This is a genomic window from Paenibacillus sp. 2003, assembly GCF_031455635.1.
In the GTDB taxonomy this organism is placed as follows: domain Bacteria; phylum Bacillota; class Bacilli; order Paenibacillales; family Paenibacillaceae; genus Paenibacillus; species Paenibacillus amylolyticus_B.
The window spans coordinates 149,735-175,756 of record NZ_JAVDTB010000008.1 but is presented as its reverse complement, the minus strand read 5'-3'; the positions used below and the strand labels follow the sequence as shown (position 1 = coordinate 175,756).

The window sequence follows — 26,022 nt, the reverse complement described above, 5'->3', positions numbered from 1 at the left end:
CGAAGAGTGCAGAACCCATCTGTAGAAGCGAAGCGTTCGCCTGAAAGCTTTTTGAATGAAAGCAGCTTGGGAAGCATAAGCTATCACCGGATTTTCCCCAGAGGGAAAATGGAATTCCAAAAATCCGGGGATAACCGCGATCGAAAGAGGGTACTGTAATCCAAGTGTAAGTGTACAATTAAATGTTCAAGCTTATGCATTGTAGTTATTTTCAGTTTAACTGAGCACAGCTAACCACAACAGAACAGAAAGGATCAGGATACCATGAGTTCCCGAAGGACAATCTCCCCAAGGACGATCTGGAAACGTTACGATCTCTCATACACATAGCGCCCCTTGTAGAGTACACCAACCGGTTCAAAAAAACGGCTGACTCTGCGAAAGAGGGGATTGGAATGAATATTCGAAGGACGTACACGATGATTTCTTCCAGGCTTACCTTTTGCAGGGTACGGTCGGTCTAAAAAACCAACCTACAAACTGCGAGGGAACCTGAATGAAGAGAACATCGTTAACCTTACAACACGTTAAAACAGAGGCGATCAAATTCGCCATTATGCTGCTCGGTACATTTATTTTAGCTTTTGCCTATTATCACATTAACTTTCAGAATCATTTATCGGAGGGCGGATTTGTTGGTCTGGCCCTGCTCGGAAAATACGCAACAGGCTTATCACCTGCTATCGGTATGTTGTTACTGGACATTCCGGTCATGATCCTGGCTTGGTTCCTCAAAGGCTGGAAATTCATGATTCAGGCATTGCTTGGCGTTGGTGCATTTTCCCTATTCTATGACGGCTTTGAACGATACTCCACACTCGTATTGTCGTTTAACGGAAATCTGTGGATTCCGGCAGTTCTATCCGGTATATTGACAGGGGTAGGCGCTGGGATCGTGCTTCGATTCGGTGGAGCGACAGGCGGAGATGATATTCTCGCCGTGCTGGTTAGCCGCTGGAAGGGATGGAAGCTGGGAACAGTTTTCTTTGTCAGCGATGCTTTTGTATTGGGATTGTCGCTTTTCTTTCTTCCGGTAAAAGAAACTTTATATACGATTCTGGCCGTATGGATTGCCAGCAAAGTCATCACGTACGTCGTTAGTGTTCCGGCTCGCGGAACCGTGGTTACAACTTCGGCTGTGAAATTGCCGATGCCATCGGCTGCAGCCAAGGCAGTTAACGCTGCTGCTATTTCACAACGGACTACGGTGGCTAGAGGGGTATCCAATTAACCATACGTTTCAGAACAACCATAACCTGTATGAATCATATTCAGGTCTTGATAGTTAACGTTCATATAAAATCCCTTTTGACTGCTCTTCAGCAGCAAAAGGGATTTTGTTGTTTTCCGATCCATTCAGGGCTTGATCGAAGAAGCAATCTGACCATCCTGATTATGGATAATCGCTCGAATATTTTGTTTTTTACTCAGTTCTTTGGCCTTATCTACAGCTTCTGCCTTAGTATCAAATGTGGACAGATAGGTAGACTTTCCTTCTTCTTTGATCGCCCAACCGGAGTCGGTAGGTACTACATGGATGTTATCATGACTTTTGGACGAAGAAACGGGCTCGGAATGACGACATTCCGTGGAGTCCGATTTCGAACTTTCCGGTGCGGGATGATTCTCATCCCATTCTTCCGCCTTAGCTGTCGCTATGGCAATCGAGCGTCCTTCCTCATACCCGTCATCGAGCAGAGCATTGGCAATCTCAATTGCTTTGTGTCTGACTCGTGGTTCCAGGTTCTTCATGGATACCGGATAATCCTGTTTGTTCCAAGGCATATGAACCCCTCCTGTACAATAATGGATTAGTTGTATATTACCCTGTGAGGGGGAGGATAAACGATGAACATCCGAGGTCGTAAGTGCATTTACCGATGATCTATATAAATTGAAATAAACATTTACACGAAACGGAGAGGACAGAAAAAACCTGAAGAAACGAAGTGTTCGCCTTTATCCCCGGATTTACCCCTTTATAAAAGGAATCAAAAAAATCTGGGGATAACAGCGATCGGAAGGTTGTTCTGTCATCGGAGTGTCCAGTGTAAACATTATTTATTTCAACTTATATAAAAGGATCTCGTTCCTATACTTTTGCAAGACAGAGGCGTATAATGCTGTCCATGAAAGAAATAAGTTCAACAAAAGGAATATAAAGGAGTACATACATATGTTTAGTCTTAGCCTGGCAATCCCTATGCTGTTCACCATGCTGATTCATGCCGCAGATAGCTTGTCCTATGCGCTGCGCCTTGGTGGGCTACGCACTCGCAGAATTGCGCTTGCCATTTCTTTGGCAGGTATCTTGCTGTTGGTTTCTCGAACCTCGAATATGGCCCAGGGTCCAATGGTAGGTAATCTGGTGGATACCGCAACACGTGGAGCCAATCCACACTTTGCAGCACAGCTGCACTGGTTAATGGGTGCGGCAACGATTGGAACGGCATTAGCCATATTGTGTTTTCCAACCATGGTGAAGCTCTCGTCGAGAATGGTTGTACATTTTGAAGCAGCCGGTTCTATCCCAGCAATGGTTCGCGGTATGCTGAAGCGAAGCAAGATTAGAAATGCAACGTATTACATCACCCCGCCATCCTGGAAGATGGCCAAACGATTGGTACAACATGGGATGCCAAGACGGTTAATGTTGCTTAATGTAGCGGTAACCGCAATCTATACCACAGGTGTCCTGTCCAGCTTATACGCAGCGTACCTTTACCCAGGGCAGGCTGTAGCTGCATCCCAATCAACCGGGTTAATTAACGGAATAGCGACTATTTTGTTAACCATCCTGATTGATCCGCGGATTTCCTTGCTCAGTGACCGATCATTACGTGGCGAGATCCGTTTGGATCGCATGAATCAGATTTATGGCTGCATGCTCGTATCCCGTCTATTCGGTACTCTGTTGGCACAGTTGTTGTTAATTCCATTTGCGTATTGGATCGGTTGGATCGTAAGTATGATGTGACGAATTCTTTCGTGAATTGTAGCCAGGCACTCTCTTGTATATCTTTTGAAGCAGTAAATGAGAGGGTGCCAGTGCAAATTGAATTGACGAGGTATTTGTGCTGTGATACTATTAGACCGAATAGTCGGTTTAGTTTATGGAGGTTTTTCCAATCGAAGTCAAACGAAGAAAAGATGTTACCCAGATTAAAAAAGACATTGCACGTAATACCAAGGAACTGTTTGCCCAAAAGGGATATAGTGCAACTTCCATGGAAGACATATGTACGATTAACAATCGAAGTAAAGGCAGTATCTATTATCATTTCAAAAGCAAAGAAGAGTTATTCATGTATCTAATCAAGCTTAATAATGAAGATTGGATGGATGCTTGGCTAGAGAAAGAATCCAGGTATGAGACAGCTGTAGATAAACTGTACGGACTTGCTGACCATTACGTGGATGATTTGGCTAACCCGCTGAATCACGCCATTAACGAGTTTGTCTCAGGTCAGGTCGTTAGTCAGGAGATGCTCGATGAGATGCTTTCCCTGATCCGAATTCCATATGCGACATACGAGTCCATTATTACTAAAGGGATGGAAGATGGGGAGTTAAAGACGGATGATCCACAGGATGTAATGCACATTATCTACGGTCTGTTTAGCGGATTGACTACACTCTATTACGAGAAGGACTTGGCGGATATTCGTCGTATTTACCACAAAGGCATGGCCAGTTTGCTAGCAGGCATTCAACAACGTTAACCATGAAAAGCTGATGTAACGTCAGTTTTTCTTTTTAAATATTAATAAACCGGACAGTCGGTTTAAAAAAGGAGATGGAGAATGAACACATTGTTCAGAAACAAAGCTTTTTTAATCGTTACAGGGTCTGATCTGCTGCAAAATCTGGCGATATGGATCCGAAATATGGCGATCCTCTATTATGTAATGGATCGAACTCAGGGGAGTCCAATAGCCGTCTCGCTGATTACCGTACTTGAATATGCCCCGATTTTTGTTTTCTCCATCATTGGCGGTGCACTTGCTGATCGCTGGAATCCCAAACGTACAATGATACTGGGAGATATTCTGAGTGCGTTGTCTATTGTCATGATTATTGGCGTTTTATCTTCCGGGTATTGGCAGATTCTATACGTAGCCACGTTTGTATCCTCTATCGTTAGCCAGTTTTCGCAGCCATCCTCTCTAAAGATTGTGAGGCGAAATGTAAAGGGAGAACATTTGCAATCTGCAATTGCTATTACACAGAGTGGTCAATCGTTGTTTTTAATTCTCGGACCAATCGTCGGAACATTTATATACACTGCAATGGGAATTCAGGCATCCATGTACGCATTACTCATTCTATTCCTCACCTCTGCGCTTCTACTCACATTTCTGCCTAAAGACGCCACTCAGCGGGAAACAAATACCTCATTATTAGCGGATATCAAAGAGGGCTGGCAATATGTTGCTCGATCCCGCTCGTTAAAAATGCTTAGTCTGGTATTCATCTGTATAGGGCTTTCTGCGGGTCTCATCAGCCCACTTGGAATATTTCTGATCACCGAACGTCTGGGACTTGAAGCAACGTCGTTACAGTTTTTGTCAGGTGCATCTGGAATAGGTTTATTGATTGGAGGAGGGATTGCGGCTGCTGTAAGTGGCAAGTTGAATCAGACTTTAACTCTAATCGTAGGTGTGCTGTGTCTGGCTGTAGCCACGATGGGGGAAGTGTTATCCAGTTGGTTCTGGCTGACCCTTTTGATCAGCTTCTTGAGCTCAATCAGTTTGGCATTCATCAACGTCATCATCTCCACGTACTTGGTCACCCGTATTGATGAGCACTTGATCGGGAGAGTGAATGGCACCATCACACCTTTATTCATAGGAAGCATGCTTCTTGGATCTTCCATGGCAGGTGTACTGATGAACAGCACATCCATTTTTATCGTCTACGCAATCTCGGTTACCGTGATGATCCTGGGTATTGTTCCAGCGATGCGAATTCAATTTCGTAATGATCAGACGGCTTCTGCCAGCCAATTGAATTCGGAAATTTCTTCGAGCCAAACCTAAATCAATGCATTCTCGTGTAACAATAGTTCGTCTATTAAAAACAAAAATGTACAACAAAAAAGCAGCGGGATCATCCCACTGCTTTTTTTTGTATTTGTATTAAAAGTTATTGGAAAAGGACGGCGTACTCACCGTATCCTTCTTTTTGCAAGTCTTCTTTGGGTACAAAACGAAGTGCCGCAGAGTTGATGCAATAACGCATTCCACCTGCTTCGGCAGGACCATCGTTGAACAGGTGACCCAGATGGGAATCACCCTCACGACTTCTCACTTCCGTACGAATCATGAAGTGGCTGAGATCGGTTTTTTCCTTCACGTTGTGGTCACGCAATGGACGTGTGAAGCTCGGCCAGCCGCAGCCAGAATCGTATTTGTCGGTAGAACTGAACAATGGCTCGCCAGATACGATGTCCACATAGATACCATCACCGTGGTGATCCCAGAATTCGTTATGGAATGCAGGCTCGGTTGCGCTGTTCTGCGTAACTTCATATTGAAGCGGCGTCAGACGCTCTTTCAGCCCGTCTTTGTCCACATTACCGGACCAGTTACGTTCGATGAAATCTACACGTCCAGAACCTTTGCTGTAGCGTTTGTAATGGGCAGGGTTCTTCCGGTGATAATTTTGATGATGTTCTTCCGCTTCATAGAACGGTTTGGCTGGCAAAATGGGAGTGAAGATTGGTTTGTCAAAACGTCCGCTTTGTCCCAGCTCCGCTTTGGAAGCTTCCGCAATCTGGCGCTGTTCTTCGCTGTGATAGAAGATGGCCGTCTGATAGGAGGATCCACGGTCATGGAATTGCCCGCCTGTATCAGTAGGATCAATCTGCTGCCAGAACAGTTCAACCAGTTTCTTATAAGGGAAGATGGCAGGGTCAAACGTAATTTGTACAGCCTCTACATGTCCTGTTGTCTCCGAGCAGACCTCTTCATATGTTGGATTCTCGGTATGTCCTCCTGTATAACCCGATACGATCTTATGAATACCGGGCAGTTCTTCAAAGGGGGACACCATACACCAGAAGCATCCGCCTGCAAAAGTTGCTAACTCACTTGAATGTTGTTCCATGCTATAGTCACTCCATTTCTGATGAAGATTTAGCGCTCGTGTTCGAGCTCCAGCAATCTACCGTTTTATTAAAACTTGTTACACAAGCATTAGGCTTGCTCTTCTATTATATCCTGAATTGGCAAGCCAACCAAGCCGGAATGAAAACAAGCTGAATCTGAACGGTTTGCGAATTCTGAATTCAGGCTTTGTTGCGTGACCGAAAGCGAAATAAGAGCAATACAATGGCCATGAGCACCAGATATCCGGCAAGGATGGCCAGGCTCAGCCAGATGGACGTTTCAGCCTGTGCACCTGCATAGGCAAAAACAAAAATCGCTGGCAATTTGCCAATGGCCGTGGCAAGCATAAAGACCCAGAATGGCGTGTACGTTATACCTGCGTAAATATTAACGGCCATCTGAGGCACGATCGGCAACAGTCGCATCGACATGACACCCATGAACGGATGTGCTTCCATCCATGTGGTAAAACGGTTAAGACCCCGAATGCGTTCGAGGTACGATCTCGCCTGATGTCTGAAGATGGTTCTTGCTCCGCCATAAACGAGCATGGCTGCAAGTGTGGTGCCAAGCCAGCATATCCAGGCTGCCGTGGTGGTACCGTAACTGTAACCAAACGCGATAATAACAAACTTATAAGGAATGACAGGCACAAGAGCAAACAATGTTGCCATGGCAAGTAACAGCGGAATGGACTGATGAAGATCGGTCCAGGCCAGCAGTTCATATCTGTAAATAAACGTGACTCCTGCAAGTAAAACATATAACAGAAGCCATAACCATTTTCGCAAAATCCCAAACGCTCCTTTCAGATCAGGCAGGTCTGGTCGTGTCCCGATCTGTACTGCTGTTCCTTATAAGTTTACCACGTTCGCCCGTTGTCTGAACAATTCGAGCGAAGTCTGCTGCAATCACTGGCAAGTTGCTGTCCGAAGGGTTACACTATAGGACGTGGAAATATAGAACCGAACTGAAGGTGGAATGATCATCATGGAAACAACCCAACGTAAACGAGTTGCAATTATCGGCCTCGGCGATATTGCACGTAAAGTATATTTGCCGCTGTTAACAGCTCATCCGAACGTGGAGATTGTAGGCATTATGAACCGATCTCCGGAGCCGGTCAAAGCCGTTCAAAAGGCGTATCGATTAGAACGGGGAACAACGGATCTGAAAGAACTGTTGTCCTGGGAGCTGGATGCGGTGTTTGTACATACAGCAACGGAAGCACACTTTGACATTGTCATGCAATGTCTGGAACAGGGATTAGCCGTGTACGTAGACAAGCCGTTATCCTATACGATTCGGGAGTCGGAAGAGATGACTGCTTTTGCCGAGGCACAAGGGCTGTTGCTGGCAGTGGGCTTCAACCGCAGATTCGCACCGATGTACCAGAAAGCGAAAGAATGGATGCAGGGTGGAAAAGGCTTTGAGTCCCTGACAGTGACCAAACATCGTACAGGCATTCAGGATCGTCCTGCGGCAGAAACCATCTATGATGATCTCATCCATATGCTGGACCTGATGTTGTGGTACTCGGATCATAATGTGGAGTTACTTCATCAATGGATTCGGAAGAATGATCTGGACAGACTGCTGCATGCAACCGGAACGGCCAAGCTGGGCAGAACAGCCTACGGTCGATTCGATATGGTGCGTGAAGCTGGGGCAGATCTGGAGAAGATCGAATTGCATGGTGGTGGACGATCTGTTGAAGTGGTAAACATGGAGACGATCAGCTGCATGGAACAGGGGAGTCTGGAAACCAAAGAAACGTTCGGGAGCTGGGACACCGTGTTAACACGCAGAGGTTTTAGCGGAGCAGTTGACAATTTCCTGGCTTGTCTGGACTCACCTGATGATTGCCTGATCAGTGCAAGTCATGTCATGGACAGTCATGAACTGGCTGAACAATTGATTCGCAAATAATTGCAGAATACACATACGGAGGAATACAAGTCATGGATGAATATGAAAAGGAACGTAATAAACAGATCGAGGAAGCTGTTATAGAAACCTATAAACAGGAAGAAGAGATGATGATCCTCGTATTTGCCCAGTGGTGTGTCAATAATGGTTTGGACCCGGAAGAGATGTACCGGCAAGCCTACCCGAATCAGCAGAGCAATGAGCGTTTGCAGCAGGTGCAGAAGCTGATTGTATCCAAGGAGGAAGCCGGTGAGATCCCGGATGATACTGTACTTGGCCTGTTGTCCATGTTTGGCAATGAAGATCTGGCGATGGTTGTATCCGAGGCCATAGCCGCGCGCAAATAAGTTCAACTTACGTATACTGGTATGATTACATCTGTTCCCGGTGAATGACGCGGAATTCCTTCGGCGACATGCCGAACCGGGAACGGAATACCCGATGAAAATAGGTATAGTTGTTAAAGCCGGAAGACTCAGACACTTGCTCCAGGGTCATTGGACTGAAAATAATCCGTTCCCTGGCCATGTTCAGCCGTACGTCAAGCGTGTATTGCATGATGCTTTTGCCAAACGCTTCTTTGAAGAGATGAACACCCCGTGAGACACTGATGCCAATATGTGTTGCCACATCATCCAGCTTGAATAAAGAGGAAGCGTTTTCTTCAATGTAATTCTTGATCTCATAAGCAACATAATTGGTGTTGGTTATCGTTGGATGCTCCGCGAGCAGACGATCCACTTCGAGACATAAAATTCGCATATAATAACTTGAAATTTCCGGATAAGGATTGGAGATGCGGCGTTGCTCCAGCACGAGCTGTCGAAACAGGACCAAGAGACTTTCCGTCAGTTCGACTTTGATTCGGGTCGGCCGTTTGTGACGCTTCCACCACTCATCCACCCAGGACCCATTAAAGAAGATGTGATAGTCACCACTCTCTACCAGTCGTTCTCCCATCGGATTGGTTTCATTGTCTATTCTCAGCTCATAGGGCTCGTCAGGATCAAAAAGAAGCAGATCGCCCGCATCCACCAGGGACAAGTCCCCGTCTATGCGTGCACGGCAACGTCCGTCTGTTTGCAGTCTTAACAGGTAGTTTTTCACCCCTTCAGGCTGCACCATAGCGTAGGGTTTACGATGAAATGAAAAGCCTGCTGTAAGAACTTGGCAGGTTTGATCTGTCGGCATGGGCATACTCCTTGCAATTTGAAAATTATGACCAGATAGTTCATGTTTCAATCATATTATTCATTTTAATTGAAGCTGAAACGGAATACCATAGTATTAGATTTAAGGATCAGGAAACATCCAACAAAACATATGTATCTCAACCATTCAAACGCAGATTTTCACCATGCGTAAGGAGATGAACGTCACAGTGGAGAAAATGAAAGCAGGCATCATCGGGTGTGGTAACATCAGCGCCATCTACTTGGAAAATCTCAAAAACAACCCGATCATTGAAGTCGTGGCTGTTGCGGATTTGATTCGTGAACGCGCTCAGGAACGGGCAGATGAATTTAATATCGCAAACGTTTACAATGTAGATGAGTTGCTGCAAAATAACGAAATTGAACTTGTGTTGAACCTTACGGTTCCTGGCAGTCACGCGATGACCGATCTGGCTGCACTCGAAGCAGGCAAACATGTGTATGCCGAGAAGCCGCTGGCAATTTCTCTTGAGGATGGTCGCAAGGTTGTTGAGTTGGCTGAGGAAAAGGGATTGTATGTTGGTTCTGCACCGGACACCTTCCTTGGTTCAGGCATACAGACAGCTCGTAAAGCCATTGAGGATGGGCTGATTGGTAAGCCGGTTGCAGCGACTTCATTCTTTATGGGTGGAGGACCAGAAGCTTGGCATCCTAATCCGGAGTTCTTTTATGTTGCAGGCGGCGGACCCATGTTTGATATGGGACCTTACTACCTGACCGCTCTGATTACGCTGCTTGGACCGATACGCAGAATCAGTGCCTCGGCAGGCATACAGATTGCAGATCGCAAGATTGGCTCTGGGCCGAAGGAAGGTACAGCACTGCAAGTAGAGACGCCTACCCACTTGGCAGGAACCATTGATTTTGCAGAAGGTGCCATTGCAACCATGATCACCAGTTTCGATATTCGCGGAGCTTCGGATCTGCCACGTATTGAAATCTATGGTACAGAAGGTACGCTTAGTGTACCGGACCCCAATTATTTTAACGGGGAAGTGAAGGTTCGCAGATACGGTCAAGACACTTGGGAGACGGTCAAACCAGTCTTCGAAAGTGGACAAAACGAACGAGGCATCGGCGTAACCGAAATGGTCGAATCCATTCGTGCCGGACGGGAACACAAAGCCAGTGGCAAGCTTGCTTATCACGTACTGGAAGCCATGCATTCATTCCAGCGTTCTTCACTTGAAGGCAAGCATATACATCTGGAAAGCAGCTATGATTCTTTTGCAGTAACTCGCACAGTTCAAACTGAGATTGAAACCGTGGAATCCCACTAGTCTGAGTAAAAAGTGTTCGAAGCTTGATGCTCTTACGAGTGAAGCAGAATAACCAGTATTCTTACGTTCAATTTCAGGATAGAAACACTCTCGATTTTCCACACTAATCAAACAGGCATGTGATCTGAACGGTAATTGTAGTTCAATATTCATGAATTCAGCAATCATACGATATCTAATCCAGGGAGGAATCGCACTTGAAACTCGGCGTATTTTTGGTACTATTCGGAGGACGTAAATTGGAGGATGCTCTTGATTATGTAGCATCCAAAGGATTAAAAGCAGTAGAGATCGGAACAGGCGGACATCCAGGCAATGCACATTGTAAGCCAGATGAGTTGTTAAGCAATCCTACAGCATTGAAAAACTTCAAAAATGCAGTGGAATCACGTGGTTTGACAATCAGTGCACTCAGCTGTCACGGTAACCCGCTACATCCACAAAAGGATATTGCCAAAGGATTCCACGATGATTTTGTTAAAACAGTAGAACTGGCTGAAAAGCTGGAAGTACCTGTAGTGAATACATTCTCCGGTTGTCCGGGAGACCATGAGGATGCCAAATATCCGAACTGGCCTGTCGCACCATGGCCAAATGACTTCCAGGAAATCCTGAAGTGGCAGTGGGAGAACAAAGTTATCCCTTACTGGACAGAGTGGGGTAAATTTGCAGCAGATCGTAACGTAAAAGTTGGATTGGAGCTGCACGGTGGATTCTCCGTTCATACTCCAGCAACGTTGCTGAGACTGCGTGAAGCAGCAGGTGAAGTGATCGGAGCCAATCTTGACCCAAGTCACATGTGGTGGCAAGGTATTGATCCGGTTCAGGCAATTCACATCTTGGGACGTGAAGGAGCCATCCATCACTTCCATGCAAAAGATACAACAATTGATCCGGTAAACGTGAACAAACACGGTGTAACGGATATGCAGGACTATACCAATATGCTGGATCGGGCTTGGCAGTTCCGCTCGGTCGGTTATGGACATGATAACAAGACATGGGCAGATATTATGAGTGCCTTGCGTCTGGTCGGATATGATTATGTAGTAAGTATTGAGCACGAAGACGGTCTCATGTCGGTTGAAGAAGGATTCTCTAAAGCCGTGCAAAATCTCCAGCAAGTATTAATCGAAGAACCGCTGGGCGATATGTGGTGGGTTTAGAGCTACACTAGGGGGAAATTGAATATGATCAACGTCACCATTTGGAATGAATTTGTCCATGAGAAAATTCACGATGAAGTAAGGGAAGTCTACCCGGATGGTCTGCATCGAGCACTGGCTGACGGACTTGGCGGCGAAGGCTTTGCTATTCGTACAGCTACACTGGATCAGCCTGAACACGGATTAAGTGATGAAGTGCTGAATTCCACAGATGTGCTCATATGGTGGGGACATATGGCACATGATCGCGTAAGCGATGAGATCTCACAGAAGGTCGCGCAGCGAGTGCTGAACGGGATGGGGATGATTGTGCTCCATTCAGGTCATTTCTCCAAACCATTCAAAGCACTGATGGGAACCAGCTGCGATCTGAAGTGGCGTGTAGCTGACGAGCAGGAAATTGTATGGTGTGTTAACCCATCTCATCCGATTGCGGATGGCATCGAAGGCAAGATTGTATTGGAAAAAGAAGAGATGTACGGTGAATTCTTCGATATTCCAGTACCGGATGAACTGGTGTTTGTAAGCAACTTCCAAGGTGGGGAAGTATTCCGGAGCGGATGTACGTTCCGGCGTGGTGAAGGTAAAATCTTTTATTTCCGACCAGGTCATGAGACGTATCCGACCTATTACAAGCCGGAAATATTAAGAGTAATCAGCAACGCAGTGAAATGGGCATATCCTGCCCGCAGTTTTAAGCCGGAATTTGGCAAGAGCCAACCTGTAAGACCATTTGGTGGCGTGCTGGTCTAATTCACTAACTCAATCGTGAAATGGAAATTATATAAGTTTTATTCAAAAAGAACCCTTCTCCGAGTCATTGATGACTGTGGCAGTTGGGTTCTTTTTGGGTAAGATAGTACTATGGGGAAGTTATACGATATTTCCCATGGTTACGACGCAGCGTGTAATGTATACTGGGATGTATGATCCATTTTGGATGTTATGCTTCTAAAATTTAAACTTTTTAGTTGCAGGCGTTTTCTTTGAAGCTTAAATATGTTATTATGAAATATACTAACAAAATGTAAGTTGATTTGAGTGATCTCTAAAGAGGTGATTAATGTGGAAGGTCAAGACTTGCGGATGTGTCCGCGTTTTGAGACGGCGTTTTCTTTTTTGGGCAAGCGCTGGAATGGTTTAATTATTCAAACGTTGATGAGTGGTTCGAAGCGATTCAAGGATATCTCCAATCTGATTCCATCCATGAGTGATAAGATGTTATCCGAACGGATGAAAGATCTGGAGAGTGAAGGTATTCTGGTTCGTCACGTCTATCCCGAGACGCCAGTTCGTATTGAATATGAACTGACGGAGAAAGGTAGAGCGCTCCAGCCCGTCATGAATCAAATTCAAGACTGGGCTGAGCAGTGGGTTGACTAACGTATAAGCATCACCCACTTTTGTTACATGAATGACATAGACTCCTGATTTCCGTGGAAATCAGGGGTTTTTGTCTTAAGTATTAGGTGGATCGGCGTTTTTCTCCTGGGCTATGCACATGTTGTCATGAGTTGTAGTATAATCTATAGAAAATGGCCACAGACGGCCGGAGCGAAGGAGGCCCACTTGTCATGAGAGAAGAAAGCTTATCCCGTGAAGTACGCTACGGCAAAGAAGATATTGCAGAACTTGAGAGCGCATCCATTCAGGTCCATCTAATTTATAAAAAAGCTGCGGAGTTGTTCAAGCGCACAGCATATTCCCGTTCAATTAAGGATGATCTTGCCGAAGTGAATACGCATTCTGTGAACAGCGATGGTCCGAGATTAGCTCCGGCGGTGCTGCAAAAATGGATTCAAACGTCCAGGGGCTGGAAGTGTATCGGATGTGAGCTGGGACAACCTGATTCAACGACTTCTCAGATGGAAGAAACCATCCATGGTAAGCGGTTGGTTCTGGATGTGGGAGAAGGTCGGCTGGTTCAGGCAGAAATGCTGATTCAGGCGGTTGTTTGGTCACAATATGAGAAGATTCGAATGTTTGCACCATGGCTTGGTGATGAACCCTTTTACAGCGTGCAGGAACTGGATGTCATTGCCCGTTATATTGTGCCTACCTATTTTTCGGAACGACCTTTGCATGAGCAAGGGAAGGTGTTCAAGGTACATCAACAATATGGGCAGATTCCGTTGTATCAGGAGTATGTAGACGCACCTTCATGCTGCGTGCAGGTGGACGGTGGATTGCTTGAAGGGCGATTGCTGACAGGTGTATACGTATCTGAGGAGCAGTTTTTCGGGCTTAATCCATATCTGAAAGATGGCGATGGAGGACGGACATATATGCAGGCTAGTGTCCAGTGATAACGCAACCAATGAGAACATAAAAATGATTTAGATTGGAGAGCCTGTGTGCAGGCTCTCTTTGTTGTATAAGCCCTCTCTGGAGGGCACGCGCAATAAAAGTAACGGCTTTGACACTTTTTTTTGCCGAGGGTTGTGCCATAATAGAGGTTATGGACAACAGGGTGAATGATTTTACGCAGGGTGGTGTTACCTACATGATGAAGAAAATCCCCGGTTACATAGGTGTATGTTTGCTCCTACTGGCGATCTTGGCTGGTTGTAGTGAGACACAGCCTTCTGAGCAGCCAATTGTCAAAGAGACAGAAACAGCGAATACAATCACAGTGGCTGTAGATGGCAGTACATTTTTGCCTGATGCAACAAAGTCCATTAAGCGAGATTTTAGTGAGGGTTTGACACTCAAAAAAGCATTACTCAATAGCGGACTGGTCGATTTTACGGCAGATGGCAAACGGATTCAATCCGTCGGTGAAGTTTCTCTGGATTCTTCGCTTAGCTGGGCTGTCAAATTGAATGGCAAGGATATTGAGCAGGAAGATTGGGACATGGAACTTCATGCCAAAGATGAAGTGATCATTTACGTGAAAGCCGCTGACAGTGGGGGGGATGGCGTTGCATATCAGACAACGTTACTCAAGGTTAGCGGTGGAAACATTATGCCAACCCTTAATCGTCAATATGCCGGCGTCTACGTTCAAGAGTGCACAGTTCGCGATGTGTTGAAGTCCAGCGGCATTGTAAGAATGTCGGAGAATAACAAATTTGTCGTTTCGGTCGAGAATGTTACGCCTCGTATGAATGAGCGATGGGTCATTATGGTGAATGACAAAGAATTAATGGAAAATGGTCTGGACATGAAATTGAATCCACGTGATGCGGTAAAGCTTGAATTGACCAATGCATCCTAAGTATACCAAGAAGCCCAATCTCTTTTTAGAGAACTGGGCTTTTTTTCATTAAATATATAAGTAATATCCGATTAGCATAGCCAAATGTTAAATACGACAGATCTCGTTCGGGCAAAGCTCACAGTGACAGATCCCTTGAAGCATCTTCAGATCTTTGATGACAATCATGCCATTGTCATATTCAATCCCATCTTTCTTACGCAGGTCGCTTAACATGCGGTTTACACTTTCACGAGTGGCTCCAATCATATTGGATAAGTCCGTGTGGGTAATTTTTTTGTGTATAATGACATGCTCTCCATGAGGCTCACCATACGAATTCGACAACCGAATGAGGGTGGAGCAGAGTGCACCCGGTTTGCCATATAACATGAGATCCCGGAATTTGGTCTGTGTCAACCGGTGGTGGATGCCCATCCATTTCATAAAGTCGATCGCAAAGTCACAATGCTGGCAGATCAACATCTCCAGGTCTTTATGCTCCAATACACCGATCTCACTGTCCTCCAGCACTTCCGCTGAGAAGCTGTGTTTAGAGCCAAAGAAGGGATCAGCCTGCCCAATCATATCACCGGATTGATACATGTACATGATCAGTTCCTTGCCTTCATCCGTGGATTTGGTGATCTGGGCACGACCCCGTTTCATATAATAAAGTTTGTCAGAGACGTCTCCTTCCCAGTACAGATGTGTACCTTCCGGATAGGTTCTATCTTTCATGGTAACCAGCAAATGGTTGAAATTCGCTTCCGAGAAACAATTGGTATTACCGCGCTTTTCCAGTACAGTTGTTAGTTCTCTCATAAGTCTATCTCCCCTTTATGTCCATCGGACGACCTTCTGTAGTAAGCAGTAGCCTCCGAGGTTCGCCGCAAACCGTTGCCGTCCTGATCAGGGTCATCTCGGCCGGGAGGAAGGACGGTACAAATTGCGGTGGTTCAATTTTTAAGTTCAGTATATACCTAATCTTACCGTTTGAGGGGGAAGGAAAGGGGGCAAAAATGACGAAATTTCAAACATTGTGATAAAATTCACTTTTAATGGAGAGGATGAATTTTACAGCCCTATATTTTAAATAGGAAGTGAAAATGGTTGTATGAAGGACACTACAAAACTTAAATTAAATTTGTTATACTTTGTGAAAAAAATCACATAATTAAGTTTATTGTCATGTTACGATGTGAATGTAAACGAGAGAGACAAACTAATACGAACCTTTAGGAGGATGAGGGAGATGGCTGTAAAGAACGAAGTCGCCCCAGCAAAAGAACCGACAGCAGGTCAGTATATTCAAACGTTAATCGACAAAGCGAATAAAGCACACGCCGCATTCATGAAGATGGACCAGAAGCAGATTGACCGGATTGTGCAAGCGATGGCGCTTGCGGGTCTGGATAAACACATGATGCTTGCCAAGATGGCCGTAGAAGAAACAGGCCGCGGAGTGTATGAGGATAAAATCACCAAAAATATATTTGCAACAGAATATGTGTACCACAGCATCAAGTATGACAAAACCGTAGGTGTGATTGAAGATAACGAATATGAGAGCTTCCAGAAAATTGCGGAGCCGGTCGGCATTATTATGGGGATTACACCGGTCACGAACCCAACATCAACGACGATGTTTAAAGCACTGATCTCCATCAAGACCCGTAACCCGATCATCTTTGGTTTCCACCCATCTGCACAGAATTGTAGCCGGGAAGCTGCTAAAATCCTGCTGGAAGCGGCTGTGAAACATGGTGCACCAGCAGATTGTATTCAATGGATTGATGATCCTTCCATGGATCGTACAAACGAACTGATGAATCACAATGATGTGGCTCTCATTCTGGCAACAGGCGGATCCGGCATGGTACGTGCAGCGTACAGCTGTGGTAAACCTGCACTGGGCGTAGGACCGGGTAACGTACCTTGCTTTATCGAGAAAAGCGCGGATATCAATCAGGCAGTGACGGATTTGATCCTGTCGAAGTCCTTCGACAACGGAATGATCTGTGCTTCCGAGCAAGCGGTAATCATTGAAGAACCGATCTTCGATCAAGTGAAGAAAAAAATGATTGCGAACGGCTGTTACTTTGTTAACAAAGATGAAGCAGCAAAATTGACAGCAGGTGCGATTAATGCCGAGAAATGTGCGGTGAACCCGGCGATTGTTGGTCAATCTGCGGTGAGCATTGCGAAGTTGTGCGGAATTGAAGTTCCAGCAGGCACCAAAATTCTCGTGGCCGAGATTGAAGGGGTAGGTACGAAATTCCCATTGTCGGCTGAAAAATTAAGTCCGGTACTGGCATGTTACAAAGTTAAAACGGCAGCAGAGGGCATTGAGCGTGCAGCAGAAGTGGTTGCTTTTGGCGGCATGGGTCACTCCTCGGTTATCCACTCCACAAATGAAGAAGTGATCGGCAAATTCGCAGATCGTCTGCAAACCGGACGGATTATTGTGAATTCACCATCCACACACGGTGCCATCGGGGATATCTACAACACAAACATGCCGTCATTGACACTGGGATGCGGATCATACGGACGTAACTCGACTTCTTCCAACGTAACCGCTGTAAACTTAATCAATGTGAAAAGGGTGGCTCGCCGTACCGTGAATATGCAATGGTTCAAAGTGCCGAACAAAGTCTACTTCGAAAAAGGCGCAACGCAGTACCTTGCCAAAATGCCTGACATCACACGTGTGGCCATTATTACGGATGCCATGATGGTGAAGCTTGGATATGTTGAAAAGGTAGAACACTATCTGCGTCAACGCCAAATGCCAGTAGCGATCGAAGTATTCTCCGATGTTGAGCCAGATCCATCCACTACAACGGTAGATCGTGGAACCGAAATGATGCGCCGCTTCCAACCAGACTGCATTATCGCACTCGGCGGTGGATCACCAATGGATGCTGCCAAAGCCATGTGGTTGTTCTATGAATATCCGGACACGGACTTCAACGATCTGAAACAAAAATTCATGGATATCCGCAAACGGATCTACAAATATCCACGTCTCGGCGTAAAAGCGAAATTTGTAGCGATTCCAACAACATCCGGTACAGGTTCTGAAGTGACATCGTTCGCGGTTATCACAGATAAAAATCAAGGTAATACCAAATATCCATTGGCCGACTATGAACTGACACCAGACGTAGCGATTGTCGATCCGGAGTTTGTATACTCCCTGCCTAGAACAGCCGTTGCAGATACAGGTATGGACGTATTGACTCACGCCATCGAAGCATATGTATCTGTCATGGCGAATGATTACACGGATGGCCTTGCGATCAAAGCAATCCAGCTGGTATTCCAATACCTGGAGCAATCTGCGCTGCAAGGAGATAAACTGGCACGTGAGAAAATGCATAATGCTTCCACGATTGCCGGTATGGCGTTTGCCAACGCATTCCTGGGCATTAACCACAGCTTGGCGCATAAATGGGGCGGTCAGTACCACACCGCACACGGACGCACCAATGCGATCCTGATGCCACACGTCATTCGTTACAACGCGAAAAAACCGACCAAATTTGCATCGTTCCCGAAATATTCACACTTTGTAGCGGATGAGCGGTATGCCGAAATTGCCCGGATTCTGGGATTGCCTGCACGTACAACAGAAGAAGGCGTAACCAGTCTTATCAATGCCATTCGCAAACTGAACAAAACATTGGGCATTGAAGAATCGTTCCAGGAAATCGGATTTGATGCCAAAGACTTTGAAGCACATGTAGATTATTTGGCAGACCGTGCCTTCGAAGACCAATGTACAACCGCCAATCCAAAGTTGCCGTTGGTAACTGAACTGGCTGATGTATACCGCAACGCTTTCTACGGAAAGTTTGAATAAAGAATCTAGAACGAAGCGTGCCTTACGGCAAGAAGATCAGGGTTCCCCGAGAGGGGAGCCCCGATTGCCGTCTTTCACACAATAACGAGTGGGCAGAAGCACAGAAGAGCGAAGCACCTGTTTTTCGGGATTTATTCTAAGATTTGATTTGCTGCTCCAAGCATAGAGGAGCAAAGGGTTCTAAAAGAGGTTACACGGAATCCGTGATGAGGCCGTTTGAACGATCCCCTTACACAACAACGAGGGGCAGAAATAACCTGAAGAGCGAAGCTTGCGTCTTTGCACTGGATTTTGGACATTGTTGTTTTATCAGTTGAACTAAACTTGTACACGATAACGGAGAGGAGAGAAAAAACCTGAAGAAGCGGAGCGTTCGCCTTTATCACTGGATTTTCACCTTTGAAAAAGTGAATCAAAAAATCCGGGGATAACAGCGATCGGAAGGTTGTTCTCTACTTGCAGTGGCCAGTGTACACCACCGAATGTTCATTCGCTTTTTCAGTAAATTTAAATAATGAGCAGCAATTGTAAGGTTGTCTGGCACGCAGTGATCCTGTGTAAAGTTTCAAGTTCAATGGGACACAGCGCAGGTGGAGTGAGTTAGTTCACTGACTTTGTGACAAAAATCACAGATGATGAAAGCCTCAAGTCGTATACTGAAAATGTAAGAAAAATATTCATCCCGCGGTTCCGGTTCCCAAGTAGAGAGAACATGTTCCGGTTTATGTGAAACAATTCACATTAATCGCGGCTCTGGGCACACAATGCTACGAATGAAACAAGATGTTATGTGTCCAGAAATCCAAATTAGTGGAGGGATTACGATGTCGGTGATTGAAAAAGATGTCAAACAACAAACAGGCTGGAGAAACTTTACCAAAGGAACATGGACCAAATCCGTAGATGTGAATGATTTTCTGGCACACAACTTGTCTCCGTATTACGGTGATGAAGCATTCCTAGCAGGTGCAACTCAGAATACCAAAGAATTGTGGGAGATCGTATCTGATCTGACCAAAAAGGAACGGGATAACGGCGGTGTCCTTGACGTTGATGTGAACACACCAGCGACTATTGTTTCTCACCAACCAGGTTATCTGGATCAATCCAAAGAACAGATTGTCGGCGTTCAGACCGATGCTCCATTCAGACGTTCCATTCAACCAACAGGCGGAATCCGGATGATGATTGATGCATGTGAAGCATACGGCTTCGAATTGCCTCAAGGCGTCATTGATATATTTACAAACATTCGCAAAACACATAACCAGGGTGTATTCGATGCTTATACTTCCGATATGCGTGCAGCGCGTAAAGCAGGGATTATTACAGGTCTGCCAGATGCTTACGGCCGTGGCCGGATCATCGGTGACTATCGTCGTGTAGCTTTGTACGGGGTAGACTTCCTGATTCGTAACAAAAAAGGTGAATTAAATGCACTCGAAGTTGATGTCATTGATGAAGATGTCATTCGTCTGCGGGAAGAATTGTCTGAACAGATTCGTGCATTGCAAGAATTGAAACAATTGGGCGATATGCACGGGTTCGATATTTCCTTGCCAGCGACAACAGCAAAAGAAGCATTCCAATGGTTGTACTTCGGTTACCTCGCTGCGATCAAAGAACAGAATGGTGCTGCGATGTCACTCGGACGTGTATCTTCTTTCCTGGATATCTACATTGAGCGTGACCTGCAAGAAGGCATTCTGTCCGAAGAACAAGCTCAGGAATTGGTGGACCATTTCGTAATGAAACTGCGGATTGTCAAATTCCTGCGCACACCGGATTACAACGAACTGTTCAGTGGAGATCCAACATGGGTGACCGAGTCCATCGGTGGTATGTCTGTGAATGGTGAAACACGTGTAACCAAAAACAGCTTCCGTTTCCTGCATACACTGCACAACCTGGGTCCTGCACCAGAACCGAACTTGACTGTTCTCTGGTCAACGAAACTTCCGGAAGCTTTCAAAGATTATTGCAGCAAAGTATCCATCGAAACCAGCTCAATCCAGTATGAAAATGATGATCTGATGCGTCCAATCTACGGTGACGATTACGGTATTGCATGCTGTGTGTCGGCAATGAAGATCGGGAAACAAATGCAATTTTTCGGCGCTCGTGCCAACCTGGCAAAAGCTCTCCTGTATGCGATCAACGGTGGTCGTGACGAGAAATCCGGAGCACAGGTCGGACCTGAGTATCCTGCCATTACAAGCGAAGTGCTGGATTACAATGAGGTTATGAAACGCTTCAAACCAATGATGGAGTGGCTCGCGAAGTTGTATATGAACACCCTAAACGTCATTCACTACATGCACGATAAATACAGCTATGAGCGTATCGAAATGGCATTACATGACCGTGACATTGTACGTACGATGGCTTGTGGTATCGCTGGTCTCTCGGTTACAGCAGATTCACTGAGTGCAATCAAATATGCCAAAGTAAAACCAATTCGTAACGAACAAGGCATCGCTGTTGATTTCGAAATCGAAGGAGACTTCCCTTGTTACGGTAACAATGAAGACAGCGTAGACAGCATTGCTGTTGAACTGGTCGAGAACTTCATGGGCATGATTCGCAAGCACAAAGCTTACCGTAACGCAGTTCCAACACAATCCGTTCTAACGATCACTTCCAACGTGGTATATGGTAAGAAAACAGGGACAACACCGGATGGTCGTAAAGCAGGTGAACCATTTGCTCCAGGCGCGAACCCAATGCATGGTCGTGACAAAAAAGGTGCACTGGCATCCCTTGGCTCTGTAGCCAAATTGCCTTATGAACACAGTCTTGATGGTATTTCAAATACCTTCTCCATCGTGCCAAAAGCATTGGGTAAAGAGGAGACTACACGGAAATCCAATCTGACTGCGATGATGGATGGTTACTTCGGTCAAAACGCTCATCACCTGAACGTTAACGTATTTGATCGTCAGCAATTGATTGATGCGATGGATCACCCGGAAAATTATCCGCAACTGACTGTACGGGTATCCGGATATGCCGTTAACTTCATTAAACTGACTCGTGAACAACAGTTGGATGTCATCAACCGTACGTTCCATGGCTCGATGTAAATAATTTGCAAGTAGAGGACTGCTAGAGCAAGGCATTCCAAACATATTAAACGCACAGCGGATGCGGATACAGAAAGGAAGAGGCAGCATGGTTAAAGGACATATTCATTCACTCGAAACTTTCGGGACGGTTGACGGCCCAGGCATCCGCTTTGTGCTTTTTATGCAAGGATGTCTACTCAAATGTCAATATTGCCACAACCCTGATACATGGGCGCTGGATGGTGGAAAAGAAATGACGCTTGAGGAGGTACTGGCTGAAATTGAGCCGTATCTATCCTACTACCGCAGCTCGGGAGGCGGACTCACGATATCTGGCGGAGAACCAACGTTACAGGCCCACTTTGTAGCCGAAATCTTCAAGGAAGTGAAGCAGCGCTGGGGATTGCATACGACACTGGACAGCAACGGATTTAACGAACCGGAACGGATTCACGATCTGTTGGATCATACAGACCTGGTTCTGCTGGACCTCAAACATATTGATGATGAGAAACATATCAAGTTGACAGGCAAATCCAACGAGAGAACGTTGAAAACGGCCAAGTGGTTATCGGAGCAAGGTCGGAAAATGTGGATACGTCACGTGTATGTTCCTGGCATTCATAACGAGGAAGAGGATCTGCTTAACCTCGGACGATTTATTGGAACATTAAATGGCGTCGAGAAATTCGAAATTCTTCCATACCATCAGATGGGGATCTATAAATGGGAGGCGCTCGGCAAAGTATATCCACTGGATGGTGTTCCTTCGCCAAGTGAAGAAGAAGTGGAGCGGGCGTATCGCCTGATCGAACAAGGTCGCCAGGAAACGGCTGGCGCGGCTTGTTCCGGTAAGTGATCAACATTTATATATAACGTAGAAACTAAGAGCCAAGCAGTCCTTGCGAATACACTTCGCAGGGGCTGTTTTTTGTCCAGTGAAGGATTTTATCCCTCCATTGATGAATTGTCATCCTTACGATGTAAGCTCCGGCTTTTTATAATCAGAGTGTAAAGCCAAATGCTCAATATCTTGAGGAGGGTCAACCCGATGAAAAAAAGAATGACATTGCTGCTTTCATTATTGCTTATCACTTCATGGACTTTGGCGGGATGTGCAGGCTCAAGTAACGAGCCACAGCAGGGCGCAGGCAATACACCTGTGGAGGAGACAAGTAAGGAACCGGTTGAGATGCTTCTTCGCCACACGCAGGTGGGGGCTGACAAACAAAAAAGATTGGCCATTCTGCAGGATGTTGTGGACAAAGTGGAGGGTGAGATACCCAATCTGACCTTTACGCTGGATGGTGTCGAATCCGATGTGAATCGTAAGGAAAAGCTTCGCGGGGAGATGGCGGCAGGCAACCCGCCGGATATATTCGAACTGTTCGGTAGCCCGGATTCCAAAGTTTATGCCAAGGAAGGTATGTTGCTTGATCTGACCCCAATCCTGCAAGAGCTGGGCATTCAGGACCAGTTTACATCCCTTGAACCGTTTACGTATGAAGGCAAAGTATATGGACTGCCGATTGGCGGTTCGGGCGAAGGTTTTTTCTATAATAAAGAGTACTTTGAACAAAAAGGATGGAAAGCCCCAACCACCATGGCTGAATTGGACAATATACTGGCCGAGATCAAGGCTGATGGCAAAGTGCCGCTTGCTTCCGCATCCAAGGCGGGCTGGGTACCGCTTATGTTAACCAACCATCTGTGGTCCCGATATGCCGGGCCGGAGATTACCGCAAAGTTTGCAACAGGTGAAGCGAAGTGGACCGACCCGGGTGTTGTGCAAGGTTTTGCCAAACACAAGGAATGGGTTGATAAGGGTTATTTCAAAAAAGGTGAACTGGGCTTCGAGTATGCCGAATATACCACGCAATTTACAAGTGGAGAAGCGGTATTAATGTATGACGGAACATGGAAATCATCTGTATTCAAGGAAGGTCAGAGCGGTGAATCGCTCATTGGCAAGGTTGGATTCTTTAATATGCCTCCGGTAGAGAACGGAGCAGGTGATCAGACGTCTTTGATGCGCGATGTGAACAATGGATACGGATTCTCGGCAGCAGTGGCGGATGACCCGCAGAAGCTGGAAGCAGTGAAAGCTTTTATCAAAAATTTCTACAATGAAGATATGCAGGTTCGCGGCCTTGTGGAAGATGGTGTGTTGCCGGCCATGAAGCTGGATGAGAAAGTGTTAACCGATAGCATTACCGATGATCTGATGAAAGAAATTGTGGCCGTTCTTAATGCGTCCAAGACGTCGTTCCCGGCATTTGATGCACTCGTTCAGGCGGATGTGACGACAGAGATCAGCAATCTGCAAATCCAGAAGTTGATTGGTGGGCAGACCACGCCAGAGAAAATGGCAGAAGAGCTGCAAAAGGTACAGGAAGAAGCAAACGCTTCAGTGGAATAAATCAATCCAAGCTGAAACTGCGATCGTTGAAGTGACTGAAGGAGGCTGACCATGAATACTTCACTCCGCAGCCCGTTAATCTATACGTTGTTTGTAATGCCAGCCCTAATCCTGTTTGTGATGTTCTTCCTATATCCTATTGGCAGCTCCCTGTATTACAGTCTGACGAGTTGGAATGGGGTATCGGCTGAGCCACGTTTTGTGGGTTTATCCAACTATGTGAAGGCGCTGACCGATGAACGTTTTTGGATTTCCACAAGGAATAACGGCTTTTTCATCGGATTTTCGGTACTGATTCAGGTACCCCTAATCGTCCTGTTTTCGCTTCTGATTGCCAATGTGAAAAGGCTGAAAGGTCTGTATAAAACGGCTGTTTTCTTACCATCCATCATGTCGACAGCCGTTATCGGTATCTTGTGGGGGTTCATCTATGAACCCAATATTGGACTGTTAAACAAAATACTTCATGTGCTGGGCATCGAGCCCATCTACTGGTTATCGGATAACCGATTTGCCATGTTGTCCATTTTGGTGACCAACGCCTGGCAGTGGACGGGATTTTACATTGTCATGGTGCTGGCGGCCATTCTGGCGATTCCCCGTGATTTGGATGAAGCGGCTGCAATCGATGGGGCAACGGCGGTACAACGTGCAATGCGAATTACGTTGCCGCTGATCCGGCCGATCATTTCAGTGGTGATCATGTTGTCCATTGCAGGAGCCATGAAAGCAGCGGACATCGTGATTGTCATGACCAAAGGTGGGCCCGCAGGGTCCACCGAGGTTCTGGCGACATACATGATCAAATATGCGATTACTAATTTCAAATATGGTTATGGCAATACCATTGCAGTGCTGATCTTTGCTCTGACGCTTGTGCTTACTGCGGTGTATCAACTGCTGGTAGCGAGGCGGGGCGAGAAGGTGGAATATTGATGGCGAAAAGCATAAAAAGCAGTATACCTCATGTGTTGTTAATGTTGTACTTGATCGCGATTTTGTTTCCCTTTTTATTTGTAATTTTCTCTTCCTTCAAGCAGGATAACAATGAAATCGCCCTGAATCCATTCGGTTTGCCTACAACATGGGAGTTTAACAATTACGTGGAGGCCTGGGTGAATGCCAAGATTGGCACGTATTTCTGGAACAGCCTGTACATTTCGGTTCTATCGTCGGCGTGTACGATTGCGCTCGGCGCCATGTTTGCTTTTGCCGTAACCCGGATGAGACACCCGAGATGGAGCCTGTTTCTGTACAGCCTGATTCTGGCGGGCATGCTTATTCCAAACAATGCACTCATGCTGCCGATCTATCTGCTTGTTCGCAAAATGGGTATATTGGATACGCATCTGGCATTGATCGTGCCCTATGTGGCTAATGCGATCCCCTTTACCATTATTATACTGGCGGCTTTTATGCGTTCTCTGCCTGGAGAAATTGAGGAAGCGGCGGTTATGGACGGCTTGAGGGCCCCGGGTATCTTTGCTAAAATAGTGATACCTCTTACCGTTCCGGCTATTGTTACCGTTTTTATCGTTAATTTCCTCGGCAACTGGAACGAATTTTTACTCGCCAACTATTTCTTATCCACCGATAAATTGCGTACACTGCCAGTGGGCATGGTCCAGTTTCGGGATCAATATCAGATGAACTATGCCCAGATGTCGGCAGGTATTGTATACAGTGTTGTACCTGTACTTGTGATCTACGCTATACTCCAGGAGAAAATTATAGAAGGAGTAACTGCAGGTGGTGTCAAAGGTTAATACCATGAA

General features: G+C 45.9%; 23 protein-coding genes. 18 read left to right on the top strand and 5 right to left on the bottom strand.

All coding sequences use genetic code 11. The features are described 5' to 3' along the window. Positions 1 to 496: 496 nt before the first annotated feature. Positions 497 to 1,231 carry a YitT family protein gene (locus tag J2X75_RS25065; protein ID WP_036614465.1) on the top strand — a complete coding sequence of 245 codons (735 nt, stop codon included), beginning with the start codon at positions 497 to 499 and terminating at the stop codon, positions 1,229 to 1,231. Between the two features lie 125 nt (positions 1,232 to 1,356). Here J2X75_RS25065 and J2X75_RS25060 read toward each other — a convergent pair whose 3' ends face one another. Then, positions 1,357 to 1,785 (bottom strand): DUF2188 domain-containing protein, encoded by a 429-nt coding sequence (locus J2X75_RS25060; RefSeq protein WP_310341292.1) that lies wholly within the window; start codon positions 1,783 to 1,785, stop codon positions 1,357 to 1,359. Positions 1,786 to 2,176: 391 nt separating this feature from the next. Between J2X75_RS25060 and J2X75_RS25055 the strand changes: the two genes are divergently transcribed. The 3 genes from J2X75_RS25055 (at position 2,177) to J2X75_RS25045 (ending at position 5,039) form a co-directional block, all read left to right on the top strand. Continuing rightward, positions 2,177 to 2,977: a lipid II flippase Amj family protein gene (locus tag J2X75_RS25055; RefSeq protein WP_076216967.1), complete on the top strand. Its 801-nt coding sequence runs from the start codon at positions 2,177 to 2,179 to the stop codon at positions 2,975 to 2,977. Positions 2,978 to 3,113: 136 nt separating this feature from the next. Further along, on the top strand, positions 3,114 to 3,722 hold the full coding sequence (locus tag J2X75_RS25050; protein WP_310341286.1) for a TetR/AcrR family transcriptional regulator: 609 nt from the start codon (positions 3,114 to 3,116) through the stop codon (positions 3,720 to 3,722). Between the two features lie 81 nt (positions 3,723 to 3,803). Next, positions 3,804 to 5,039 carry an MFS transporter gene (locus J2X75_RS25045; RefSeq protein ID WP_310341282.1) on the top strand — a complete coding sequence of 412 codons (1,236 nt, stop codon included), beginning with the start codon at positions 3,804 to 3,806 and terminating at the stop codon, positions 5,037 to 5,039. 106 nt (positions 5,040 to 5,145) lie between these two features. On the opposite strand, the gene msrA is transcribed toward J2X75_RS25045, so the two are convergent. After that, complete coding sequence (gene msrA / locus J2X75_RS25040) at positions 5,146 to 6,108, bottom strand: peptide-methionine (S)-S-oxide reductase MsrA (RefSeq protein WP_091028748.1); 963 nt, start codon at positions 6,106 to 6,108, stop codon at positions 5,146 to 5,148. Positions 6,109 to 6,289: 181 nt separating this feature from the next. Then, the gene (locus J2X75_RS25035) at positions 6,290 to 6,901 is read right to left on the bottom strand and encodes a TVP38/TMEM64 family protein (RefSeq protein WP_310341276.1); all 612 of its coding nucleotides are present in this window, start codon (positions 6,899 to 6,901) and stop codon (positions 6,290 to 6,292) included. A gap of 199 nt (positions 6,902 to 7,100) precedes the next feature. On the opposite strand from J2X75_RS25035, the gene J2X75_RS25030 reads away from it, so the two are divergent. Both J2X75_RS25030 and J2X75_RS25025 read left to right on the top strand, forming a co-directional pair. Next, entirely contained in the window at positions 7,101 to 8,039 is a 939-nt protein-coding gene (locus tag J2X75_RS25030; RefSeq protein WP_310341273.1) for a Gfo/Idh/MocA family protein, read from the top strand. Positions 8,040 to 8,071: 32 nt separating this feature from the next. After that, positions 8,072 to 8,386: a hypothetical protein gene (locus tag J2X75_RS25025; RefSeq protein WP_310341270.1), complete on the top strand. Its 315-nt coding sequence runs from the start codon at positions 8,072 to 8,074 to the stop codon at positions 8,384 to 8,386. Between the two features lie 25 nt (positions 8,387 to 8,411). Here the strand turns inward: J2X75_RS25025 and J2X75_RS25020 are convergent, their stop codons facing one another. Then, positions 8,412 to 9,230: an AraC family transcriptional regulator gene (locus J2X75_RS25020; RefSeq protein ID WP_310341268.1), complete on the bottom strand. Its 819-nt coding sequence runs from the start codon at positions 9,228 to 9,230 to the stop codon at positions 8,412 to 8,414. Between the two features lie 190 nt (positions 9,231 to 9,420). On the opposite strand from J2X75_RS25020, the gene J2X75_RS25015 reads away from it, so the two are divergent. The 6 genes from J2X75_RS25015 to J2X75_RS24990 all read left to right on the top strand — a co-directional run bounded on the left by J2X75_RS25015 (position 9,421) and on the right by J2X75_RS24990 (position 14,916). Then, positions 9,421 to 10,533 carry a Gfo/Idh/MocA family protein gene (locus J2X75_RS25015; RefSeq protein WP_310341265.1) on the top strand — a complete coding sequence of 371 codons (1,113 nt, stop codon included), beginning with the start codon at positions 9,421 to 9,423 and terminating at the stop codon, positions 10,531 to 10,533. 197 nt (positions 10,534 to 10,730) lie between these two features. Beyond that, entirely contained in the window at positions 10,731 to 11,699 is a 969-nt protein-coding gene (locus tag J2X75_RS25010) for a sugar phosphate isomerase/epimerase family protein (RefSeq protein WP_036674961.1), read from the top strand. A gap of 24 nt (positions 11,700 to 11,723) precedes the next feature. After that, complete coding sequence (locus J2X75_RS25005) at positions 11,724 to 12,452, top strand: ThuA domain-containing protein (protein WP_310341261.1); 729 nt, start codon at positions 11,724 to 11,726, stop codon at positions 12,450 to 12,452. 333 nt (positions 12,453 to 12,785) lie between these two features. Further along, positions 12,786 to 13,082 (top strand): winged helix-turn-helix transcriptional regulator, encoded by a 297-nt coding sequence (locus J2X75_RS25000; protein ID WP_167483707.1) that lies wholly within the window; start codon positions 12,786 to 12,788, stop codon positions 13,080 to 13,082. A gap of 191 nt (positions 13,083 to 13,273) precedes the next feature. Next, on the top strand, positions 13,274 to 14,005 hold the full coding sequence (locus J2X75_RS24995) for a hypothetical protein (protein ID WP_105599559.1): 732 nt from the start codon (positions 13,274 to 13,276) through the stop codon (positions 14,003 to 14,005). 197 nt (positions 14,006 to 14,202) lie between these two features. Next, positions 14,203 to 14,916 carry a hypothetical protein gene (locus tag J2X75_RS24990; RefSeq protein WP_017687552.1) on the top strand — a complete coding sequence of 238 codons (714 nt, stop codon included), beginning with the start codon at positions 14,203 to 14,205 and terminating at the stop codon, positions 14,914 to 14,916. Between the two features lie 87 nt (positions 14,917 to 15,003). Here J2X75_RS24990 and J2X75_RS24985 read toward each other — a convergent pair whose 3' ends face one another. Beyond that, positions 15,004 to 15,720, bottom strand: coding sequence for a Crp/Fnr family transcriptional regulator (locus tag J2X75_RS24985; RefSeq protein ID WP_169481984.1), 717 nt, complete (start codon positions 15,718 to 15,720; stop codon positions 15,004 to 15,006). 430 nt (positions 15,721 to 16,150) lie between these two features. On the opposite strand from J2X75_RS24985, the gene adhE reads away from it, so the two are divergent. The 6 genes from adhE to J2X75_RS24955 all read left to right on the top strand — a co-directional run bounded on the left by adhE (position 16,151) and on the right by J2X75_RS24955 (position 26,013). After that, complete coding sequence (adhE, locus tag J2X75_RS24980) at positions 16,151 to 18,763, top strand: bifunctional acetaldehyde-CoA/alcohol dehydrogenase (protein ID WP_074095716.1); 2,613 nt, start codon at positions 16,151 to 16,153, stop codon at positions 18,761 to 18,763. Positions 18,764 to 19,587: 824 nt separating this feature from the next. Next, the gene (pflB, locus tag J2X75_RS24975) at positions 19,588 to 21,846 is read left to right on the top strand and encodes a formate C-acetyltransferase (RefSeq protein WP_310341252.1); all 2,259 of its coding nucleotides are present in this window, start codon (positions 19,588 to 19,590) and stop codon (positions 21,844 to 21,846) included. An 88-nt stretch (positions 21,847 to 21,934) separates the two neighbouring features. After that, positions 21,935 to 22,687 (top strand): pyruvate formate-lyase-activating protein, encoded by a 753-nt coding sequence (gene pflA, locus J2X75_RS24970; protein ID WP_310341251.1) that lies wholly within the window; start codon positions 21,935 to 21,937, stop codon positions 22,685 to 22,687. A 192-nt stretch (positions 22,688 to 22,879) separates the two neighbouring features. Next, positions 22,880 to 24,247, top strand: a complete 1,368-nt coding sequence (locus J2X75_RS24965; protein ID WP_253438859.1) for an ABC transporter substrate-binding protein — start codon at positions 22,880 to 22,882, stop codon at positions 24,245 to 24,247. A 51-nt stretch (positions 24,248 to 24,298) separates the two neighbouring features. Then, entirely contained in the window at positions 24,299 to 25,183 is an 885-nt protein-coding gene (locus J2X75_RS24960) for a carbohydrate ABC transporter permease (protein ID WP_310341248.1), read from the top strand. Next, complete coding sequence (locus J2X75_RS24955; RefSeq protein ID WP_310341245.1) at positions 25,183 to 26,013, top strand: carbohydrate ABC transporter permease; 831 nt, start codon at positions 25,183 to 25,185, stop codon at positions 26,011 to 26,013. Before J2X75_RS24960 ends, J2X75_RS24955 begins: the two co-directional genes overlap by 1 nt. Positions 26,014 to 26,022 lie beyond the last annotated feature (9 nt).

Bases quoted from the DNA above. Each gene is read 5' to 3' on its own strand.
- J2X75_RS25065 (WP_036614465.1), top strand. From the start codon at position 497: ATGAAGAGAACATCGTTAACCTTACAACACGTTAAAACAGAGGCGATC.
- J2X75_RS25060 (WP_310341292.1), bottom strand. From the start codon at position 1,785: ATGCCTTGGAACAAACAGGATTATCCGGTATCCATGAAGAACCTGGAA.
- J2X75_RS25055 (WP_076216967.1), top strand. From the start codon at position 2,177: ATGTTTAGTCTTAGCCTGGCAATCCCTATGCTGTTCACCATGCTGATT.
- J2X75_RS25050 (WP_310341286.1), top strand. From the start codon at position 3,114: ATGGAGGTTTTTCCAATCGAAGTCAAACGAAGAAAAGATGTTACCCAG.
- J2X75_RS25045 (WP_310341282.1), top strand. From the start codon at position 3,804: ATGAACACATTGTTCAGAAACAAAGCTTTTTTAATCGTTACAGGGTCT.
- msrA (WP_091028748.1), bottom strand. From the start codon at position 6,108: ATGGAACAACATTCAAGTGAGTTAGCAACTTTTGCAGGCGGATGCTTC.
- J2X75_RS25030 (WP_310341273.1), top strand. From the start codon at position 7,101: ATGGAAACAACCCAACGTAAACGAGTTGCAATTATCGGCCTCGGCGAT.
- J2X75_RS25025 (WP_310341270.1), top strand. From the start codon at position 8,072: ATGGATGAATATGAAAAGGAACGTAATAAACAGATCGAGGAAGCTGTT.
- J2X75_RS25020 (WP_310341268.1), bottom strand. From the start codon at position 9,230: ATGCCGACAGATCAAACCTGCCAAGTTCTTACAGCAGGCTTTTCATTT.
- J2X75_RS25005 (WP_310341261.1), top strand. From the start codon at position 11,724: ATGATCAACGTCACCATTTGGAATGAATTTGTCCATGAGAAAATTCAC.
- J2X75_RS25000 (WP_167483707.1), top strand. From the start codon at position 12,786: ATGTGTCCGCGTTTTGAGACGGCGTTTTCTTTTTTGGGCAAGCGCTGG.
- J2X75_RS24995 (WP_105599559.1), top strand. From the start codon at position 13,274: ATGAGAGAAGAAAGCTTATCCCGTGAAGTACGCTACGGCAAAGAAGAT.
- J2X75_RS24990 (WP_017687552.1), top strand. From the start codon at position 14,203: ATGATGAAGAAAATCCCCGGTTACATAGGTGTATGTTTGCTCCTACTG.
- J2X75_RS24985 (WP_169481984.1), bottom strand. From the start codon at position 15,720: ATGAGAGAACTAACAACTGTACTGGAAAAGCGCGGTAATACCAATTGT.
- adhE (WP_074095716.1), top strand. From the start codon at position 16,151: ATGGCTGTAAAGAACGAAGTCGCCCCAGCAAAAGAACCGACAGCAGGT.
- pflB (WP_310341252.1), top strand. From the start codon at position 19,588: ATGTCGGTGATTGAAAAAGATGTCAAACAACAAACAGGCTGGAGAAAC.
- pflA (WP_310341251.1), top strand. From the start codon at position 21,935: ATGGTTAAAGGACATATTCATTCACTCGAAACTTTCGGGACGGTTGAC.
- J2X75_RS24965 (WP_253438859.1), top strand. From the start codon at position 22,880: ATGAAAAAAAGAATGACATTGCTGCTTTCATTATTGCTTATCACTTCA.
- J2X75_RS24960 (WP_310341248.1), top strand. From the start codon at position 24,299: ATGAATACTTCACTCCGCAGCCCGTTAATCTATACGTTGTTTGTAATG.
- J2X75_RS24955 (WP_310341245.1), top strand. From the start codon at position 25,183: ATGGCGAAAAGCATAAAAAGCAGTATACCTCATGTGTTGTTAATGTTG.